General features: G+C 43.6%; 13 protein-coding genes and 1 pseudogene. 5 read left to right on the forward strand and 9 right to left on the reverse strand.

Going from position 1 to position 17,919, the window contains the following annotated elements; translation table 11 throughout:
* Positions 1-227: 227 nt before the first annotated feature.
* The 3 genes from V7K73_RS21915 to V7K73_RS21925 all read right to left on the reverse strand — a co-directional run bounded on the left by V7K73_RS21915 (position 228) and on the right by V7K73_RS21925 (position 2,937).
* Positions 228-824, reverse strand: a complete 597-nt coding sequence (locus tag V7K73_RS21915; RefSeq protein WP_334883012.1) for a Uma2 family endonuclease — start codon at positions 822-824, stop codon at positions 228-230.
* 141 nt (positions 825-965) lie between these two features.
* On the reverse strand, positions 966-2,327 hold the full coding sequence (locus V7K73_RS21920) for a cytochrome P450 (protein WP_334883014.1): 1,362 nt from the start codon (positions 2,325-2,327) through the stop codon (positions 966-968).
* Between the two features lie 76 nt (positions 2,328-2,403).
* Positions 2,404-2,937: a hypothetical protein gene (locus V7K73_RS21925; protein WP_334883016.1), complete on the reverse strand. Its 534-nt coding sequence runs from the start codon at positions 2,935-2,937 to the stop codon at positions 2,404-2,406.
* On the opposite strand from V7K73_RS21925, the gene V7K73_RS21930 reads away from it, so the two are divergent.
* Both V7K73_RS21930 and V7K73_RS21935 read left to right on the forward strand, forming a co-directional pair.
* A complete protein-coding gene (locus V7K73_RS21930; RefSeq protein WP_334883049.1) occupies positions 2,930-3,244 on the forward strand; it encodes a DUF2442 domain-containing protein in 315 nt (104 codons plus the stop codon). The two genes, V7K73_RS21925 and V7K73_RS21930, sit on opposite strands and share 8 nt — an antisense overlap.
* A 220-nt stretch (positions 3,245-3,464) precedes the next feature.
* Positions 3,465-3,671 (forward strand): hypothetical protein, encoded by a 207-nt coding sequence (locus V7K73_RS21935; RefSeq protein WP_190894403.1) that lies wholly within the window; start codon positions 3,465-3,467, stop codon positions 3,669-3,671.
* A gap of 454 nt (positions 3,672-4,125) precedes the next feature.
* On the opposite strand, the pseudogene V7K73_RS21940 reads toward V7K73_RS21935, so the two are convergent.
* Positions 4,126-4,622: pseudogene (locus tag V7K73_RS21940) on the reverse strand (phosphohydrolase); the annotation flags it as partial.
* Positions 4,623-4,973: 351 nt separating this feature from the next.
* Here V7K73_RS21940 and V7K73_RS21945 point away from each other — a divergent pair.
* Positions 4,974-7,910: a beta strand repeat-containing protein gene (locus V7K73_RS21945; RefSeq protein WP_334883019.1), complete on the forward strand. Its 2,937-nt coding sequence runs from the start codon at positions 4,974-4,976 to the stop codon at positions 7,908-7,910.
* Positions 7,911-8,158: 248 nt separating this feature from the next.
* Here the strand turns inward: V7K73_RS21945 and V7K73_RS21950 are convergent, their stop codons facing one another.
* The 5 genes from V7K73_RS21950 to topA form a co-directional block, all read right to left on the reverse strand.
* Positions 8,159-10,831 (reverse strand): HD family phosphohydrolase, encoded by a 2,673-nt coding sequence (locus V7K73_RS21950; protein ID WP_334883021.1) that lies wholly within the window; start codon positions 10,829-10,831, stop codon positions 8,159-8,161.
* A gap of 176 nt (positions 10,832-11,007) precedes the next feature.
* Complete coding sequence (locus V7K73_RS21955) at positions 11,008-11,946, reverse strand: ADP-ribosylglycohydrolase family protein (protein WP_334883023.1); 939 nt, start codon at positions 11,944-11,946, stop codon at positions 11,008-11,010.
* A gap of 325 nt (positions 11,947-12,271) precedes the next feature.
* The gene (gene aroQ / locus V7K73_RS21960) at positions 12,272-12,736 is read right to left on the reverse strand and encodes a type II 3-dehydroquinate dehydratase (protein WP_334883025.1); all 465 of its coding nucleotides are present in this window, start codon (positions 12,734-12,736) and stop codon (positions 12,272-12,274) included.
* Positions 12,737-12,743: 7 nt separating this feature from the next.
* Entirely contained in the window at positions 12,744-12,884 is a 141-nt protein-coding gene (locus V7K73_RS21965; protein ID WP_229465963.1) for a hypothetical protein, read from the reverse strand.
* A gap of 362 nt (positions 12,885-13,246) precedes the next feature.
* On the reverse strand, positions 13,247-15,895 hold the full coding sequence (gene topA / locus V7K73_RS21970) for a type I DNA topoisomerase (RefSeq protein ID WP_334883029.1): 2,649 nt from the start codon (positions 15,893-15,895) through the stop codon (positions 13,247-13,249).
* Between the two features lie 582 nt (positions 15,896-16,477).
* Here topA and V7K73_RS21975 point away from each other — a divergent pair.
* Together V7K73_RS21975 and V7K73_RS21980 are read left to right on the forward strand one after the other, a co-directional pair.
* Positions 16,478-16,771, forward strand: coding sequence for a hypothetical protein (locus tag V7K73_RS21975; RefSeq protein ID WP_334883031.1), 294 nt, complete (start codon positions 16,478-16,480; stop codon positions 16,769-16,771).
* A complete protein-coding gene (locus V7K73_RS21980) occupies positions 16,758-17,804 on the forward strand; it encodes a DUF6745 domain-containing protein (RefSeq protein ID WP_334883033.1) in 1,047 nt (348 codons plus the stop codon). Before V7K73_RS21975 ends, V7K73_RS21980 begins: the two co-directional genes overlap by 14 nt.
* Positions 17,805-17,919: the final 115 nt, after the last annotated feature.

The raw sequence follows: 17,919 nt of genomic DNA on the forward strand, positions 1-17,919 counted from the left end.
ATCTAATTTATTACTCGCTGGGTGACTAAGTAGGTAGGCAAGATAAACCCAAACTATGTAACGAAAAGTAAAATCTCTGTATTGGGCTCGTAGTTGCGCTTTAGCGCATCTTTATCCGGATGCGCTAAAGCGCAACTACGAGCGAGTGATGATTATTTGCACCCACTTACTTAGTAACTCAAAAACTATCTTTAATGATGCAAAAATTGGAATTTTGAAAGAGCCGCTTAACTCAAAATCTGCGTCAAATCCAGCACAAATCCAGGCAATACATCTTCTCCTGATAAGCTAGTAGGCGATGTCTCCAAGGGGCTACGCCTACGCAAAACCTCAACTTCCTGTCCTGGGCGGTAAATTTCTACCTGTTGGTTCTGCGGGTCAATCAGCCAACCTAAACGTACACCGTTGTCAATATACTCCTGCATTTTTTGTTGCACAGTCTTTAAGCTGTCTGAAGCAGAGCGTAATTCTACCGCAAAATCTGGAGCGAGTGGTAGGAATCTGTCGGGGTCTGGATTCAAGGCTTCTAATCGCTTACGGCTCACCCAAGACGCATCGGGAGAGCGATTTGCACCATTAGGGAGTTTGAAACCTGTAGAAGAGTCAAAAGCCAGTCCTGTGCCATCAGCGTCAGCCCAATTACCTAAGCGCTGTGTCAATCTACTATTACGATTTCCGCTTTCCCATCCAGTTGGTGGCATGATAATCAATTCTCCCTCTGCGGTGCGCTCAAGTCGCAAATCTCGATTATTTTGACACAGTTGGAAGAACTGCTCATCTGTTAGTTCAATGGTGGGGCTAAGGTTTAGAATCAGGGCAGTCATAGTTGCCTTTCAAACTTGCTAACTGTAGCCTAGCACTAGGTTAACCATCAATTTGCCAAAAGCCTGAAAAGTGGCAGTCTGATTTTCTAAATACTACGACTTTATGCTAAATGCGGAAAATCGATTTGTTTCATCAAAGATTTATGTTTGACTTTTGAAGTGATGCTTTATCAGCAAAGGTTCAATATATGCTTCTAGAGTATCTTTAACTTTAGACGGCTGACAAATTGGAGCGATCGCAGAATAATCTGGTTTTACTGTCCAGTCATAATGGCGAAGCACTGTAGAAAGCACGATTTTCATTTCCATTTGAGCAAATTCCATACCTAAACATCTGTGCGAACCATAACCAAAACCCATTAGTGCTAAAGGATGTTTTTTATCTTCTTCACGAGGTGGTGCAAAGCGATCGGGGTCGAAGCGATCGGGATCGGTATACAGTTCTGGTAGACGGTGAGTCAACATCGGCGAGATAGTCACAAACCAACCGGCTGGGATGCGATAACCTCCATACTCAATATCCTTAAGAAGGCCACGATTATAGGCATACACCGACGGATAAAGCCGTTCTACTTCTTTTAAGACGTTGGTTAAATCTGGAAATTGTTTGAGATGAGACAGATTAAGGGGATTATTTCCCACAACTGCTAATTGTTCTTGGCGCAGTCGTTCTCGCCATTCTGGATGATTACCTAATTCAAATATTACCCAACTGAGCAAGGAGGCTGTTGTCTCGTGTCCAGCAAACAGCAGTAGCAATGCCTCGTTGATTATCTGTGCTTCGCTCAATTTATTGCCGTCTTCATCAACAGCTGCTAGCAGCAATCCCAAAACATCTTTTGATTCTTCTAAGTTACCTTGCTCGATACGTTGGATGATCGCTTGACGCAAGAAAGCCACTAACTTACCCCTAGCATTTTGACCGCGACCATATAAAGTAAAAGGAGCATTCACTTTTAATATCGTCATACTGCCATCTAGCAGTTGTGTAAACCACTTACTAGTTTGCTCAACTTCGCTCTTATTCTGACTTCCCAAAAATAGGCGAGTAGCAACCATCAGGGTAAGCTGGCGGAAACTAAAATTTAAAGGAATCGTTCTCTGTCCCCAATCTTTGAGGAAGTCTTGCACAATATTTTGGATGGTGTCGAAATATGTAGCGATCGCTTTTCCGTGAAATGCTGGATACATTAAGCGACGAGTTAGGCGATGTTCTTCCCCATCTTGTAATAAAATATTGTTGCCAAATGTTGATTCTAAAAAATACCAACCTATCCGCGACGACATGTGTTCCGCTTGTTCCACCAGCACCAGCCGATTAGCATCATGGCCTATTAAATAAGCACGTTTACGTCCCATAACGCTGGTCTTAAAAACTGAACCATACTGCTGGAATCGTCGCCATAAATACAACTCTGAACTCCGAAATATTTCCCAAGTTTCCCCCAAGATGGGTAAGCCATAGCTACCAGGCATTTCTTCGGCGGATTTTAGTTGACGCATATATGAGTACCTCCAGCAGTAATTAGCTACAGTATCTACTTAATTGTAAAAGGTAGTTAGGTTTTGCAAATCCAAATTACCACTCGCGGTAGAGTTTTTCTGCATAGAACATAATCTCTTCATTTGGCAATCTAACTTTTGGTTTTTGCCGAGCATACAAACTTTCAACTGCACCTGTATCCTGTTCAATAACTGTAGCTGCTGCTTGTAAAACTGAGTTTTTAAACAGAAATTTCATCAAAGGATTAACGACTTTAGCATACATCAAAATAAACGTCTTGGTAATTTTATCTGTTTCTGGGTAGAGAATATGAACTTGAGCAATATCACCAATAGGCGTTTTAGCAAAAAAAGCTGTAGTTGAAGGAAAAGCGTATTCGAGTCTATTAGTAAGAGTTTTAGGTAAGATTCCCAAAATAGGATTTTTGAGAATTTCTCCTAGCGTGTTGTTGGCTCTCGTCAGTTCTTGTTTGACTGTAGAATAGTATCCGTTTTCTTCAAAATTACTTACATGACAAGATGTAATTTTAAATAGTTCTTTATGAGTTCCATTTTGGTGGTTATAGTCAAAGCTAGCCAATGCCAGAGCAAAGTCAGATGCGATCGCCACATCTGAACCACGGGCTACTCGTGCTTTTTATGACGCTTATTTAGGAATGATTATAGTTTTCTTGTCCAACAAATGTATGTTTGGGTTCCCTTCAGAGATAGGACAAGGGTTAGCAGGTGCTTCGGTGAAGGACTTAGCAGAAGTGGAGGTAACACCTTCTGGTCAAGGACTACACTGGAAAACTCTAGATGTAGATTTGAGTATTCCTGCTTTGATGAATGGAATATTTGGAACCAAAAAATGGATGGCTGAACTTGCTAGAAAGGGTGGAAATTCTACTTCTACTGCAAAATCTGAGGCATCTTGACTAAATGGTACAAAGGGCGATCGCCCCCGAAATGTACTGCCTATTGATGAAGCTTGACTTACTAAAAGGGCATTGAGTTCAACTAAGTTGCCCACTGACCAGATATTCGGTACGTCTTCTCGTAGTTCACATAGAATTCACGAAAAGTACAGGAAGAATACTGTTGAATATCAAGCTTAGTACTAGATAAGATTAATACGTTAACTTAAGGGTATTAATAATGAGTAACAATAATGACAAGAATCCAGCAGAAGCAGCAGGTTATGCAGCAGCAGGCGCAGCAGCAGGCGCGGGTGTTGCAGCGACAGTAGGGGGCATGGGTTTAGCCGTAGGTGGTACAGCCGTAGCTATTGGTGCTGCTCCTGTTATAGCCGCAGGTGCAGTTGTAGGACTAGCAGCTTATGGGTTGAAAAAAATCTTCGGTTAGTAAATATTCAACACTAGTTAAAAGTAAAACCGCCCTCAGCCTCTGGGCGGTTTTGTTTTTGCTATTATCACGGTTCAAAATTCAGGTGAGCAAGTGGCGTAGTAGTAAGAATTTGAGAGAGATGACACAGTGCTTATCCCAGTTTCTTATTTGTTTGCGACTTACATCCCTGTCCTCTTATGCTGTTGGCTTGAGTAAGTTCTTTTAACTAGTTCCGTGGGTTTAAGTCCCCCGATTCTAAAACCGGTAAGTTTTGTGTTGGGGTTAAATCCCCATTACAAAACAAAATTGACGAATTACGAATTACGAATTACGAATTATTTTAACTTGTTGTGTTTTTTGTCTGGTAAACGACTAGTTAAAATTGCCATTTTTGTTTAATTATTAATAATTTATTTGAGTTTTAATATTGATAAGTTAGAAAATAAAAATTCAGCATTTTAGAAATATTTAATTACGAATTTCGCGCAACATCATTAGCCTTCAACTTCGGATAAGCAATCCGTTTGTGATGAAATTGTTGCCAAACATCTACAAATATCTGGGCAATTTTTGACATTTCTTCTCGTGTTAATCCTGAATCTACGAGTTGATTGTCTTGCCATTTGGTACGCAGAATATTATTTAACATTGTTAAAGCTTGTTCAGTCGAAACATCTTTAAGCGATCGCTTCGCTTCTTTTCCAAAGGTTTAGCCGATGCTTCGAGCGATCGCAGCGCCGCTTCGCAAGAATCTGCTAACATGACAATTCCGGTTTCCCGTGATTGGGCAATCGGCCTACCGTAGCGAAAATCTGCGTCGTCTACTGTAAAAGTGGGATTTTCCTGAGCCATTTGCTGGTGCTGGGCTTGATGATGAAAATAGGCAATTAACATCGTTCCCTGATGCTCTGGAATAAAAGCTTGAATTGCTGTCGGTAAAAGGTATTTACGCGCCATTATCAACCCCTGTTTATTAAATTACACAAAAAATGGTATATATTATCATGTAGACCACTTACTGTCAACAAGAGGCATGGGGGCAGTTCTTGCTCTTAGCAGAGGGGAAACCCCATACTTCAAAGTAGGAGCCTTAGACTGTAGACGCATTATTTTTCGTGCAACGCATCTCGAAATAAATATTTTTCCCTTGAGCATAAATAAATTTAGGGGGTTGAGACCCGAATGGCATCTTGTATTCCAGAATCTTTCTCGGACTGCAAGAACTGCTAAGAGCAAGAACTGCCTATAAAGGTCAACAGTCATTCTGACTTTAAGTTCAATTGTTTAAATTTTTAGTTCTCAAAACAAAAGGACGAACTCATGGTAAATTCAGTTTTCAATTTATCTAACCTCAACGGCACAAATGGCTTTGCCATCAACGGCATCAACCCAGATGACCGTTCAGGTAAGGTTACCAGTGCCGGAGACATCAACGGCGACGGTCTAGACGACCTAATTATCGGGGCAGATGGTGCCGATCCCAACGGCGACTCCTCAGGGCAAACCTACGTGGTGTTTGGCAGCAAGGAGGGTTTTGATGCCCAATTCTACCTCTCCACCCTCAACGGCACGTCGGGCTTTGCCATCAACGGCATCAATGCAGGTGACTTGTCAGGCAATGTTAGCAATGCCGGAGACATCAACGGCGACGGTATAGACGACCTGATTATCGGGGCAGATGGTGCCTCTCCCAACGGCATCACCTCAGGGCAAAGTTACGTGGTATTTGGCAGCAAGAAAAGTTTTGCTCCCCAATTGAACCTCTCCACCCTCAACGGCACGTCGGGTTTCACCATCAACGGCATCAATCCAAATGACTCCTTAGGCAACTCTGTTAGCAGTGCCGGAGACATCAACGGGGACGGCATTGACGACCTGATTATCGGGGCATCCTTTGCCTCCCCCAACGGCAGTTCTTCAGGGCAAAGCTACGTGGTGTTTGGCAGCAAGAAAAGTTTTGCTCCCCAATTGAACCTTTCCACCCTCAACGGCACTAACGGCTTTGCCATCAACGGCATCAATCCAAATGATTCCTTAGGCAACTCTGTTAGTAGTGCGGGAGACATCAACGGCGACGGTATTGACGACCTGATTATCGGGGCACCCTTTGCCTCCGCCAACGACTTTTCAGGGCAAAGCTACGTGGTGTTTGGCAGCAAAACCCCCCTTGCTGCCCAATTGAACGTCTCCACCCTCAACGGCACAAATGGCTTTGCCATCAATGGCATCAATCCAGAAGACCGTTCAGGCTACTCTGTTAGCAGTGCCGGAGACATCAACGGCGATGGTATTGACGACCTGATTATTGGGGCACCCTTTGCCGACCCCAACGGCGACAATTCAGGGCAAACCTACGTGGTGTTTGGTAGCAAGGGAGGTTTTGCTGCCCAATTCAACCTTTCCACCCTCAACGGCACTAACGGCTTCGTCATCAACGGCATTAATAAAGATGACGGCTTGTTGGGCGACTCTGTTAGCAGTGCCGGAGATATCAACGGCGACGGCATTGATGACCTAATTATCGGGACAAATGGTGCCGATCCCAACGGCAGTTCTTCAGGGCAAACTTACGTGGTGTTTGGCAGCAAGGAGGGTTTTAGTGCCAAACTCAACCTCTCGACCCTCAACGGCACAAACGGCTTTGCCATCAACGGCATCAATCCAGATGACCGTTCAGGCTACTCTGTTAGCAGTGCCGGAGATATCAACGGCGACGGTATTGACGACCTGATTATCGGGGCACCCTTTGCCGACCCCAACGACATCACCTCAGGGCAAAGCTACGTGGTGTTTGGCAACCGCGCCCCCGTTCTGGACCTCAACGGCAACTCACAGGGTATTGATTTTAGCACCACCTTTAGCGGCGCTCCCGTCTCCATCATCGATAAAAACTTCACTCTAAGCGATAACAACACTACCCTAGCTGGTGCCACCATCACCATTACCAATCTCTTGAATGGCGCAGGCGAAAGTCTCAATGCCACTGCCATCGGCAACATCACCGCTACCTACAACCCCACCATTGGCGCTCTCACCCTTAGCGGCACGGATACCATTGCTAATTATCGACAAGTCCTCAGCACCGTTACCTACAACAGTACAGCTACCACTGTTAACACCACAATTGAGTTTGTCGTCGATGACGGGCAAAATTTTAGTAACACCAGTGCAGTGGCTACCACAACTTTGGGTTTTGTCCAGAAATTTATCACGGGTACGCCTGATGCAGATATCCTCATCGGCACACCGAACAACAACATCATTGAGGGCAAAGCTGGTAACGACAAGCTCACTGGTGATGGTGGTCGAGACAACTTCATCTTCTCAAAAGGCGATGGCATCGACACCATAACCGACTTTGGCGGCGTAGGTATTGATTCAAATCCATCAGCGGCAGTAATTGCTGAAGTTGATACCTTGGATTTTAGTAGATTAGGATTGACTGCTACAAATCTGCAATTAAATCAAAATGGCAACAATCTAGAAGTCACTTTTGAAAATACAAGCAATACCAAAATCATTCTACAAAACTTTTTGTTAGAAAACTTGAATAATTTACCAGCATCTGATACTAGCCCAGCTATTGGCAATATTCTGTTTGATAGCCAGACGGGCATCGTTGACAGTTTTGATGTTTTCGATGCCAACTCCACTCAAACTAACTTATTTAACCCGAACACCGTTACATTCCTCAATGACCTTAACAATAACATTACGGGTTTTAACAACTCCGGCGATGTGATTAATGGTCAGGGAGGTGATGACATCATTCACGGCAATAGTGGCAATGATTTGCTGCGGGGTGGAACTGGTAATGATACCCTCTTCGGTGATGCTGGCAATGATACCCTCATCGGTGGTGCTGGCAATGACGTACTCACAGGTGGTGAGGGTGTTGACAGATTCATTTACAACACTGGTGTTGCTTTTAATAGCGCTGATGTTGGTCTAGATAGTATTAGTGGTTTCTCCGGTGGATTTTTTGCAGCTACTACACAAAGTGACAAGATTGTACTGGCTAAGGCTACCTTTAATACAATTACTTCTGTTCCGGGAACAGGTTTTAGTAACGAGAGTGATTTTGAAATCACTTCGGGAGCGGCGACTAGCACGGCGAAAATTGTCTACGATCCTGTGAGTGGGCAGTTGTTTTACAACGAAAATGGTAGCACGGCTGGTTTCGGCAGTGGTGGTTTATTTGTGACTCTCACTGGTGCGCCAATTCTCAAGGCATCTGATTTTATTATCCAAGCGTAGTTCTCTTGGAACAGCAAACTTTGAGTTCGGAACATCAAACTTCGAGTTCCAAACAGCAAATTTTGAGTTCCAAGCAGCAAACTTCGAGTTCCTTTTCCCTCACCCCCAGCCCCTCTCCCATATTTGGGAGAGGGGAAAGATAATTCTAGTTCCCCCTCTTCCAAATGATGGGATTTGGGGGTAGGGGATGAGGGCTATCAAGGGAATGGCACCTGACGGGATGCTTCCGTTAAACCTAAGTTTTTTAATTACGAATTCCGCGCAGTGCCATTAGCCTTCAACTTCGGGTAAGCAATCCGTTTATGATGAAATTGTTGCCAAACATCTACAAATATCTGGGCAATTTTTGACATTTCTTCTCGTGTTAATCCTGAATCTACGAGTTGATTGTCTTGCCATTTGGCACGCAGAATATTATTTAACATTGTTAAAGCTTGTTCTGTAGAAACATCTTTGAGCGATCGCTTCTCTCCCACACGCTTACCTGAACTTGATGCTTCAAGCGATCGCAGTGCCGCTTCGCAAGAATCTGCTAACATGACAATTCCGGTTTCCCGTGATTGGGGAATCGGCCCATCGTAGCGAAAATCTGCCTCGTCTACTGTTAAACTTGGATCTGACTGAGCCATTTGCTGGGCTTGATGATGAAAATAGGCAATCAGCATCGTTCCCTGATGCTCTGGAATAAAAGCTTGAATTGCTCTCGGTAAAAGGTGTTTACGCGCCATCACCAACCCTTGAGTTACGTGCTTTTTGATAATTTCTGCACTCTTCCAAGGATCTTTAATCTCTGTATCATGTTTATTCGGCCCCCCCATTTGATTTTCAATAAAGCCAAGGGGGTCATGCATTTTGCCAATATCGTGATATAATGTCCCAGCCCTGACTAGTTCAACATTGCATTTTAGTTGTTTGGCAGCAGCTTCGGCAAGGGTAGCGACAAACAGCGTGTGTTGAAAAGTTCCAGGAGTTTCTGTAGCAAGTCGTTTTAATAAAGGGCGGTTAGGGTTCGCCAACTCCGCTAAACGGATTGGGGTAACTAAATCAAAAACTTTTTCTAGATAAGGACTCAACCCTAAAGCGACAACACTCCAGCCTAAACCGGATAAAGCAAATAATCCGGCTTCTCGGAGGACAATATACCAAGTTGAACCAAATGCTTGACCAATTAAGATTTTAACAACCAGATAAATACTGCCCTGAGTTAAAGCGATCGCAACACCTAATAATGCCAATTCTTCACGCGATCGCAATCGTTGCGCTATGTAACTACCTAATATTCCTCCCCCTGCACCAGCTAAAAGCGCAGCCTTGCTGATATCCAAGCTAATAGCTAATATTGGCAACAGCAGTCCGACAACAGTCAACCCCAAAGTGGGGCCATAGAAGCTTCCCAACAATAAACCAAGGGCGCTCCAGGTAGTATAAGGCAATCCCATCGTTACCAATGCTGGCACACTCAGAGTTAGCAATAACACCAACAAGCGATCGCGTTGTCGCAATTCGTAATCAATATGCCGTTCTACCCAGACAAAAATGCCAATGGCGATCGCAATAACACCTGCTAAGTTCACCAACTCGTGCCATTTTACCTGTCGGTGAACCAAGTGATAATGCTCCAGCACCGTAAAATTCCATGCAGTAATCGGCGCTCCTTTTCTGACAATCACCTCACCATACCCTACCTTCACCATCACGGGTGGCACCCCAGCAGCAGCCTTTTGAGCGTTTTGTTTGGTTTGTTCTTCATCTTTTTGCAGATTCGGCTTGAGTACAGCTAACAATAGGTTCTTTGCCAAAGATTCGGCGGATTCTGGTACAAAGGACTGTAATTGTAAACTCACCGCATCCTGTAAGATATTTTTTGGCAGTCCTTGTGGGATGCCTTGGGTGAGAATCCGCTCTGCACTCTGATGGATTCCCATTTGGGTTATTTCCCACTCTGCATCTGACAAATCCAAAAGTAGGGATTCCTCGTATACTGGTTCTGGGGTAACAGTCTCTAACTGTAAAAGTTTGGCAGTGGCTTGGGTGTATCTTTGGCGTGCTTGGGAAATTTGGGCAATCACTAAAGATAAGTTTTTCTCAGAAGTTGTGACGCGGTAAAATTCTAGTTCTGCTACTGCTTGAGTAAAATCAGTGTTTTGAGAAAAATCAACAGGCTTTGTCTTCTGTGGCGTTGGTGGCTGATTGGGTGCGGATGAGGCGACGGTTCGTCCTGTTGCTTTCTTTTGGTGATTTTTAGTATTTTCTACAGCTACTAGCAGTCCAAGCCATTCCGAATCAGGACAAGAGCGGAGGTAACGCTGGGTAGAGATGGACAAAACTAGAGGATTAAAAAAAGGAATTGCTCCAGCAACGGCGCGAATTTCATTGCCATCATCTAGAAGTTTTTGCAAATTTTCCTTGATTTGTTCGTTCATTCGCGCATCAACCATCAACACTTGTAACGATGTTTGACTAACGGCTTGGCGCTGTGATTCTGTTTTTTTATGATCTTCGATGCTAGCTGTGTAAGGCGCAGTAATTGTTTGGGGCGCGGGATTTCCTACTTGAATTTGAGTCTGGTTGTATAATTTATGTCCCATGATGCCAGTCAGGGACACTAGAGCGATCGCTAAAATTACCAAAGAACGCTGTTCATGTACCCAATCTAAACAGACTCTATAAATAGTACTCTTAGTTTTGACCGATTTTGTTTTTAACTGGAGCGCTCTATCTTGTCTTCGGCGATCGCTTTTATCGTTAGTTTTTGATAAAAATAGAATTACATTCTTAAACACAGTCCTTAAAAGTTCCCTTCTATGGGTTTTGCTTTTGGAACTTCTCATTAACTTTCCCTTACGGCGTAGTCCTTTGTACTGTCGCCGCCAGTTAGTCAATTGCTGGGTTAAGAACTGCAAAAATTGCTTTATTTCCATTATTTCTGCCTGCAATTGCCGACTTTGATCCCTCAAAAAAAGACAATCATCAGGGAAATTTGATTTGCGGCTGCTGCAACTACCGTGGCGGGCGCTAATTACGAATTACGTACAGCCCTTTGGGCATGAAAACCGCGCAGCGTGCCGGAGGCTCTATTACGAATTACGAATTATTGTTAGCGCGACCGAATAACGCGAGGAGCTGCGTAAACTGAAAGTAAAGCTACCTCACATCCCTCTTGTGTTAACTCCGTTGGATTTAAGCCAATATCATACACTCCTGACCACACCGCCACAAATGCATCGATCAATTTTAACATTTGGGAAAAGCTAGTTAATCCCCATGTCGGAGAATTATTCTGTAAGAGCAAGACTTGCCAATTTACAGGAATTCCACCTATACCGTTATATGCTCCTGATAAAGCACCAGTAATTACACCTGTAGCCTGTGAGGTTATAGGTGTAGAATCTTGCATGAAATTGCCATTGTAATTAGCTCGCAAAACTGCCAGCCGAAAGTCTTCCAAGGTACTTAAAAAGCAGTAAAATGCCATAGCAATAGTATTACTGAGTTGTTCTTCCTTAGCAAACTCAGCTTGCGCCCTTGACAATCCCGCCCCTTGCTCTAATAAACTTTGAACTGTTAATAATTTTTTTGGTATTGATGTCGGTGTTTCTTGGAGAAAAAAAATTGTTTGTGGGATGAGGGTTAGGGGGTTGAGTTTTTCAGTTAAAGCAAGAGCGATCGCATATCCTACTGCTAGCGTTCCGTCCCTTATTATTGGGTCATCTTCCCAGATTTTTAGGACATGCAGCAAGTTTTGTCGCAGCTTAATCGAATTTTCGTGAAAAAAAAGTGCTATTGGTAGTGTTGCAAGAATTATTTTGATCGATATGTTATCAACTGCTGCTAAATGAAGAGATTCTTGTTGCTGACGCGCTATCCAATCATCTAAATCTAATCTACCCAACGCAATCAAACTTTCAGTACCCAGAACCGCCATTCTGCCCAAATCCAGGTAACTCTGAGACTGTATATCACCAGTCGCTAAAATTTCCCCCAGGAATGCTCCGAGTAAAGTACCTTTAAACCGACTTATAGGAGAATAACGCATAAACTATCTAGTTAAAAGTGAGGAGTGAGCAGTTAATTCGTAATTCGTAATTCGTAATTCGTAATTCGTAATTCGTAATTCGTAAATTTTGTTTTGTAATGAAGAGTGCTGTTGTGGGGACGGTTTCCGACTCGCATTACAACGTGGGATTTAACCCCAATCGCATTACTTGCTTATTTTTAGAACAAAGGGACTTAAACCCACGGAACTAGTTAAATATTGCTAATTCCTAACTTTACTACCAATTCCTAACTCCTAACTCCTAACTCCTAACTCCTAACTCCTAACTCCTAACTCCTAACTCCCAACTCCCAACTCCCAACTCCTAACTCCCAACTCTCAAATGATTCACCAAAGCTTGTAAGCCCAACAAGTAACTTTGTCCGCCAAAACCGCTTATTTGCCCGATCGCTACTGGGGCGATGTACGAATGATGGCGAAAATCTTCTCGACGGTAAATATTACTCAAATGTACTTCGACTGTGGGCAAGTTAACAGCCGCGAGCGCATCTCGCAATGCCACACTTGTGTGGGTATAGGCCCCTGCATTAATCAAAATCCCGTGATGTTGTCCTAATGCACCGTGAATAGTATCTACTAAAATTCCTTCATGATTTGACTGCATAGAAAAAACTTTCGCCTGTAACTTGAATGCTTCTTCTTCTAACAGGCGGTTAATTTTAGCTAGAGTCAACGCACCATAAATTCCTGGTTCTCGCTGTCCTAGCAAATTTAAGTTTGGCCCATGCAGTGCCAGAATGCTTAAGGGTTGCAACGTCGAGTTTAGCACTTTGAGATTAGTGGCGACGACGCGAGCGATCGTTTACAGGAATCGGAATCAGTTCCGGTTCCGGTTCTGCCTCTGGCCCAAACAGGCTCTCAATTAGCCTCCGTGCTAATTCCTTAACCTTTTCCAGCACCTTTTCTATATAGTCCATGAACTGACGGCTCCTGAGATACTACCTCAATTTTTGATTAACAGGTACGCAGAAATTCGCATATTTTCGCACCTCTGGCTTCCAACCGGGCTGATACACAATCCCGTGTTTGGGACATAAGCCACTTCTAAAATTTGGCGTTGTGTTTTCCCTTACTTTTTAGAGTATCACACTTGCACCTACTGAACTGCATCCTATCAAGGATGGATATCAAGGGTCAAGAGTTAAGGATCGGGCTTTGGACTCTTGACTACGAATTTTAGATTTACGATTTGAGATTTATTTCGCTTACAAGGCGCGGGGGATGAACCCCAAAATTCTTTTAATCCAAAATCCAAAATCCAAAATTATCTGACTTACAATTAGCCTTCTGTACCCTTTTTTTTGGTAGAGGTTGTTGACTTAGCAGTTGACTTAGATTTAGAAGTCGTTGATTTAGTCGTTTTGCGAGTCGATTTCGCTGTTGATGCTTTAGCTGACAACAAGTTCAGCGCCTCAGCCAAGGTGATATTTTCTACCGTTTGACCTTCTGGAATACTCACATTAGTTTTGCCATGCTTGATGTAAGTCCCATAAGGCCCATCGTAGATGTTAATTGTTTCTCCATCATCTGGATGTGTACCCAATTCGCGTAAAGCTGCCTTAGACTTGCTGTTTGTGGAACTGCGTCCTTTTTTTGGCTCAGACAATAATTCCAATGCACGTTCTAAGCTAATTGTCAATACATTATCAGCAGCTTTTAGGGAACGGTAGTCTTTGCCCTCCTTACCCTGATCATGAACCACATAAGGGCCAAAGCGCCCCAAACTTGCTTGGATTTTGCCGCCAGTAACTGGATGAACTCCCAATGTCCGGGGTAGTGCCAACAGACCAACAGCCATTTCCAGGGTAACGGTTTCTGGGGTAACACCTTTGAGTAAGGAAGCCTGTTTCGGTTTGGGGTTTTCGTCGGTTTTGTCACCCAATTGAACATAAGGCCCATAAGTACCAATTTTCACATAAATCGGTTCGCCAGTTTCGGGATGCCGACCTACCTGGTCAGGCCCTGTGATTTTTTGTCGCAGCAATACTTCTACCTGTTTGGGGTCGAGGTCGGCTGGTGTCAAGTCTTTAGGAATTGAAGCGGTGATAACCCCGTCACCATTTTGGACTTCAATGTAGGGGCCATATTTCCCAATGCGGACTTTGGCATCTAGATTTTCTAGTTCTACAGTCCTAGCTTTGGTGGCATCAATTTGACTTTCCCGTTCTTTTACCAGGGTTTCCAGCCCTTTCTCTCCCAGATAGAATTGCTGCAAGTAGGGTAGCCATTTCGCTTCACCTGTGGCAATATCATCCAGGGTTTGCTCCATCTTCGAGGTGAAACTGGGATCAACAACGTCCGGGAAATGTTTTTCCAGTAAGTCGGTGACGGCGAAAGCGGTGAAGGTGGGAATCAGAGCATTACTCACCAAATGGGCATAACCCTTATCGATGATCGTACCAATAATGCTGGCGTAGGTACTGGGACGACCAATACCTTCGCTTTCTAAAGTTTTCACTAAAGTTGCTTCAGTGTATCTAGCTGGCGGTTGGGTTTCGTGTCCAACTGCTTCTAAGTCTGTACAATTGGGATGATCTCCCACTTTTAGATTCGGCAAAATTACTTCCTGGTCTTCCAGTGCTGCTTCTGGGTCGTCTGAACCTTCGACGTAGGCACGTAAGTATCCTGGAAACTCAATCCGTTTGCCAGAAGAACGGAATCCAGCATCCTCGACTTGCAATTGCACGGTAATTTGAGTTTGGCGGGAATCAGCCATTTGACAAGCGACAGTCCGCTTCCAAATCAAATCGTAAAGGGCAAGTTCTCGACCGCCCAAAGCAGTTTCTTGGGGGGTGCGGAAGCTACTACCGGCTGGACGAATGGCTTCGTGCGCCTCTTGTGCGCCTTTAGATTTGGTGGTGTATTGCCGGGGTTGGGGACTAAGGTATTGTTGACCGTAAAGCTTTTCTACACAACTTCGAGCAGCTGCGATCGCTTGATCTGACAAATGCACCGAATCTGTCCGCATATAGGTAATATACCCCTGCTCGTACAAATTCTGGGCAACCCGCATCGTGTCACGGGCTGAGAGGCGCAATTTCCGGTTAGATTCTTGTTGCAACGTCGAGGTGGTAAACGGTGGCGACGGTTTGCGCGTCACTGGGCGTTCTTCCATATCAGTAACACTCCAGGTTTTGCCTGTTAGGCGTTCCTTGAGGGCTACCGCTTGGTCAGCGTTTAGCAACAAGACATTGCGACCGGCGGTAATTTCTCCGGTCGTTGCGTCAAAATCACTGCCGTTAGCTATTTTGGTTCCTGCCAATGTTACCAACTGGGCAGCAAAGGGGGTTTTTTCCTTTGACAAAGTGGCTTTCAAATCCCAGTATGTACCCTCATGGAAAGCGCGGCGTTGGCGTTCCCTAGTGACTAAAAGTCGCACAGCTACAGATTGCACTCGCCCAGCAGATAATCCCCAGGCGATTTTTTTCCATAGCAGCGGAGACAGAGTATAACCCACCAGTCGATCTAAAATCCGCCGCGTTTCTTGGGCGCGAACCAACTGCTCATCAATATTGCGGCAGTTTTTCAGAGCTTTTTTGATCGCCTCTTGGGTTATTTCGTGAAACACCATCCGTTTAGTCGGAACTTTTGGCTTCAGCAATTGGTATAAATGCCAACTAATGCTTTCCCCTTCCCGGTCTTCGTCCGTTGCCAGAATCAGTTCATCTACATCTTTGAGGGCTTCTTTAAGCTGGGTGACAATTTTCTTTTTGTCTTTCGGGACAACATATACCGGTTCAAAGTCGGCGTCCACATTTACCCCTAGCTGCGCCCATGATTCCCCTTTGACGGCAGCGGGAATTTCACTAGCCGACTGAGGTAGGTCACGTACATGACCCATAGACGCCTCCACCCGATAGCCTGCTGGCAGGTAGTTGCGAATGGTACGAGCTTTGGTTGGAGATTCGACGATGACGAGAGTTGACATGGAAATTTTAATAAAAAGAAGAGCTACTAAGCTAAACAGTCAAATTGAGGTAATTTTTGCAAATTGTCAAGGTAAAAGGTCACGCTTAGGGCAGTGATTTAATCCTCACATAAACTGTCTGCTTGGGAGAAAATTGGCTGAACTTATTGCCCAGTCTATCCCAGAGGATAAATGATGGTCCGCTGGGTCTGAATTTCCAGCTATTTCAATCTTTAACTTATCTAACGCATAATTGGCGACTACAGTTTTGAAAATATGTTGGCGATGAGGGAGATGAGGGGGATGAGGGAGATGAGGGAGATGAGGGGGATGAGGGAGATGAGGGAGATGAGGGGGATGAGGGAGAATAACTCCAAACTCCAAACTCCAAACTCCAAACTCCAAACTCCAAACTCCAAACTCCAAACTCCAAACTCCAAACTCCAAACTCCAAACTCCAAACTCCTAACTCCCAACTCCCAACTCCTAACTCCTAACTCCCAACTCCCAACTCCCCAATAATTAAGAGCTTGTGCCAAAATTAAACCAAACTTGAGAGCAAAAGCGAAGTGGGGTTTGACCCATGTTTAGGAAAGCAAAACCATGAAACCGATTCGTCAAGGTGATGTAATCTTACTGCCTGTGCAGGAAATTGAAGGACAAAAAATACCTCACTTAACTTTGGCAGAAGGCGAAGTTACAGGGCATAAGCATCGCATTACTGAGGGTAACGCAGAATTATACGATAAAGATAGCACACTCTATTTACGTGTGTTTTCAGAGTCGGCATTGCTTGCCCATGAGGAGCATAAAGCTATTTCTATTCCCCAAGGTGATTGGATGGTGAAAATTCAACGGGAATACGAGCCTGAAGGTTGGCGTTATGTCGCTGATTGAAAAGTTAACGCCTGAGCAAGAGGCTTTAATTCCAGTTTATCGAGAAAAGTGGCGAGCGATCGCGCTTTCAACTGAGCGTATTGATAAAGAAAAGGCAGAGGAAGTCGTTAAAGCTGTATATACAGCGATCGGTAAACAACAGCCGGAAATTATTTTTTGTGACAGTCCTTATGCAGGTTTGAAAATTATTCTTAAAAAGCGAAATAATAAATTAAATTTAAATAACATAAATTTAAATGACAATTTTATTAACTATATTTCTACAGATTTAGTTAATAAAAGTTCAAAAACATTATATCAACTAGATACGCAGGTTATTAGGCAATTAACTATTTTTAGGCTAGATTTTATTATATCTGAATATGTATTTGAAAAAAAATTAAAATTCAAAATTCAACCTAAAATTAATTTAGATCGTCTTTGGCTGAAATCACAATATTTGGCTAGTCGTTGTTGTTGGTTAGATTTTTATATATCTGTATTAAATTGTTCTCACAACAAAATAAGATGGAAAACCTTACAATCTCTATCAAGGTTTTGTGGTTGGATTTCTCCATTTGAAAACATTTGTATTATTTGCGATCGCCCCCTTCACCTGCGCTTCGACAATCAAAATCGCCTCCACGCTGAAGGCGAACCAGCCATTGAATTTATTGATGGATATAGCTTGTACTCATACCACGGTGTAACATTACCTGAAAAATACGGTAAAATCCACCGGCAGCAATGGCAAGCTACTTGGCTTTTATCAGAAGAAAATGCCGAACTACGGCGAGTACTAATTCAGGGTATCGGTTACGCCAGAATTTACGAAGAACTACAAGCTATTGAATTAGATACTTGGGCTGAATATACGCTATTAAAAATTGATAACAACGTGGATATCGAGCCAATTTATTTATTAAAAATGACTTGCCCTAGCACAAGCTTTATTCATGCCTTGCGAGTTCCGCCGAATATAAACTCAGCGCGTGAAGCAATTCGCTGGGTAAATTGGGGAATAGAACCAGAAGAATTTGCTGTGCAAACATAATTGCTTAAGAGACTTTTCCCATTTAGAACCCAATACAGTTCAGTTAGCATCAAAAACCATAAATTGCGTAGGTTCTCTTAAAGGTTGAATGAACAAGTCTAATTTATTACTCGCC

Source organism: Nostoc sp. (assembly GCF_036916975.1).
GTDB lineage: Bacteria > Cyanobacteriota > Cyanobacteriia > Cyanobacteriales > Nostocaceae > Nostoc.

Bases quoted from the DNA above. Each gene is read 5' to 3' on its own strand.
- V7K73_RS21980 (WP_334883033.1), top strand. From the start codon at position 16,758: ATGTCGCTGATTGAAAAGTTAACGCCTGAGCAAGAGGCTTTAATTCCA.
- V7K73_RS21915 (WP_334883012.1), bottom strand. From the start codon at position 824: ATGACTGCCCTGATTCTAAACCTTAGCCCCACCATTGAACTAACAGAT.
- V7K73_RS21950 (WP_334883021.1), bottom strand. From the start codon at position 10,831: ATGGAAATAAAGCAATTTTTGCAGTTCTTAACCCAGCAATTGACTAAC.
- V7K73_RS21965 (WP_229465963.1), bottom strand. From the start codon at position 12,884: ATGGACTATATAGAAAAGGTGCTGGAAAAGGTTAAGGAATTAGCACGG.
- topA (WP_334883029.1), bottom strand. From the start codon at position 15,895: ATGTCAACTCTCGTCATCGTCGAATCTCCAACCAAAGCTCGTACCATT.
- V7K73_RS21955 (WP_334883023.1), bottom strand. From the start codon at position 11,946: ATGCGTTATTCTCCTATAAGTCGGTTTAAAGGTACTTTACTCGGAGCA.
- V7K73_RS21920 (WP_334883014.1), bottom strand. From the start codon at position 2,327: ATGCGTCAACTAAAATCCGCCGAAGAAATGCCTGGTAGCTATGGCTTA.
- V7K73_RS21975 (WP_334883031.1), top strand. From the start codon at position 16,478: ATGAAACCGATTCGTCAAGGTGATGTAATCTTACTGCCTGTGCAGGAA.
- V7K73_RS21935 (WP_190894403.1), top strand. From the start codon at position 3,465: ATGAGTAACAATAATGACAAGAATCCAGCAGAAGCAGCAGGTTATGCA.
- V7K73_RS21945 (WP_334883019.1), top strand. From the start codon at position 4,974: ATGGTAAATTCAGTTTTCAATTTATCTAACCTCAACGGCACAAATGGC.